3 protein-coding genes are annotated in these 2245 nt (G+C 68.5%); all 3 read left to right on the forward strand.

Annotation, left to right across the window (positions count from 1 at the left end; genetic code table 11):
* Positions 1-1438, forward strand: a 1438-nt coding sequence (locus R1101_RS0121745) for a hypothetical protein (RefSeq protein ID WP_016935352.1), incomplete at its 5' end; no start/stop codon positions are given.
* 118 nt (positions 1439-1556) lie between these two features.
* Complete coding sequence (locus tag R1101_RS30405; RefSeq protein ID WP_016935353.1) at positions 1557-1715, forward strand: hypothetical protein; 159 nt, start codon at positions 1557-1559, stop codon at positions 1713-1715.
* A 38-nt stretch (positions 1716-1753) separates the two neighbouring features.
* Positions 1754-2245, forward strand: a 492-nt coding sequence (locus R1101_RS0121755; RefSeq protein ID WP_016935354.1) for a phosphate signaling complex PhoU family protein, incomplete at its 3' end; no start/stop codon positions are given.

Here is a 2245-nt window from a genome sequence, read left to right on the forward strand (position 1 = left end):
TGCCCGCGATCTCGCCCGTGTGGCCGTGCCCGCCGCACTCGTTGCCGCCCTCGCCGCGGTCGCGGTGTTCTTCGTTCGTGACAACGGTCCCGGTGTGTACGAATCATCGCTCGTCGCGGAGATCCGCTCGGCGTCCGCGGTGTCCGGATCCGACGCGACGCTCGGGCAGCTCATCGCGCCGTACGTCGCACTGTCTCAGGACTCGGCGGTCGTGGCCGCGATCGCGACCGAGGCGAACGACGACCCTGCGGGACTTTCATCGAGGATCGACGTGGGGTACGGCTCGTCACCGACCTTGCTCACCGTGACCGCCCGAGCCGAGTCCCAGGCCTCTGCAGATCATCTCGCACAGGTCGTCGTCACCCAGCTCGACCGCGCGCAGACCGATCGGAACCGGGCAGCGCTCGATGCACGCATCGCCGAACTCGACGCCATCGTCGGCGGACTGCGTACCGACCTCGCCGCGAGCACCGCGGCCGGCGAGGAGGGTACGGCCGACCCGGCGGTGCAGGCCGACCTCGATGCCCGCCTCGAACAACTCCGCCAGGCACGCTCGGGCGCAAGCCTCGAATACCTCCAGGTGCTGTCGGTGCCGGCAGGCAGTGGGGCGAAGGTGTCGCCTCAACCTCGGGCCGAAGCCGCGGTGGCGTTCCTCGCCGTATTCGTCCTCGTCGCCGAGTTGCTGGTCGCGCTGAACGGGCGCTTCGGCGCGACGAACAATGCGGCATGGGCCCGGCGCGTCGCGCGTCGCTACCGCTCGGCCGTGCAGGTGGAGAGAGACGCCCGGACGACTCTGCCGCTCGACACTGTCGTCATGCTTCGGCAACGTGTGTCGCTGGGCGACTCCGTACTGCTTCTGCACGGGGGCGGCGTGACCATCGAGACCGATGCATTCGCCGACGTCGACGATCGGTTCGTGAGTTGCGGGATCGGCGAGCAGTGGTGGACACGAGTGCCCACCGAAGGGCTCGCGCTCGCCGTGGTCGTGCTGCAGGCCGGGGTGGAGGAGCGTGCGGAGACAGAGGACACCCTCCGTGCGCTGGCGGAGATCGAGGTGCCCACGCGTCTCGTCGTGCTCGGTGCCGGACGCGAGTGGATGCCCCTGCTCCCGGCTCGCCGTCGCGGCCCGGCCGTGGAGACCGCTCCCTACGACCCGGCACCCGTACCGTCCGCTCCGGCCCGGGCCGGAGCGCCGCAACCTGTCGTGCCACAGCCTGCTCCGGTACGGCCTGCTCCGGTACCCTCGACTCCCGCACCGCTGGTGGCGTCGCAATCCGAATCGCTGTTCGTGCCGCCCGAGAACCGGGGCTACCCGCAGTACCGCTACGACGAAGGGTACGACTACGGCTACGCGGAACAGCAGGGCTACGCGGAACAGCAGGGCTACGCGGAACAGCAGGGCTACGGCAAGCACTGGGAGACGTCGCCACGTCCCTGACCCGGTTTCCGCTCGAGTTGAATCCCTACCCCGACACGCTATAGTGATGACGGTCACTCCAGGGGATGGGTGTGGCCTGCGCAGCCGAGCACATCGGCGTCACGACGAGGGAATCGATTTGTCTATCTGCATTGCCGGCACCCCGCAGCACAGCACCGCGACGCCGGGAAGCACCGAATGGATCAAGGCTCATCTCGCCCGCATGGACGACGACGTGAGCTTTGTATCGTCCACCGAGGACGTCGCCGCAGAGAGCGTCGTCGACGCGCGTCGTTAGGCTCCTGGTCGACGACTGCGACGAGGAGGGAGCGAGACATGAGGGAATTGTTCCGAGGGCAGCTCGACGACCTGGTCGGACGCCTCGGCGAGCTTGCAGCGGTTGCCGCCGAAGGGCTCGACCTGGCCACGCACGCGTTGTTCGACACCGATCTCGACGCAGCCCAGGCCGCCCTCGATCTCGACGCGCGGATCGCCGAACTCGACACCGACTGTTCCGAGCGAGCGGTACGGATCCTCGCCCTGCAGGGTCCCGTGGCCGCCGACCTGCGGTTGGTGTTCTCCGCGGTTCGTATCACCGGCGATCTCACCCGGATGGGTGAGCTGAGCCTGCACATCGCGCGGGTCGTACGGCGCCGCCATCCCGAGTCGCTGGTCTCCGACCTTCTGCGCGAGGATCTTCGCCGGATGGCCGAGCTCGCGGCGGAGATCGTTGCGATCCTGCGCGACGCATTCACCGACTTCGACCTCGAGACGATCAAGGGCACCCATGCCATCGAGACCGAACTCGATGCGGTGCACTCGCGACTG

Origin of the sequence: Rhodococcus sp. R1101 (assembly GCF_000278445.1) — a bacterium.
GTDB lineage: Bacteria > Actinomycetota > Actinomycetes > Mycobacteriales > Mycobacteriaceae > Rhodococcus > Rhodococcus gordoniae.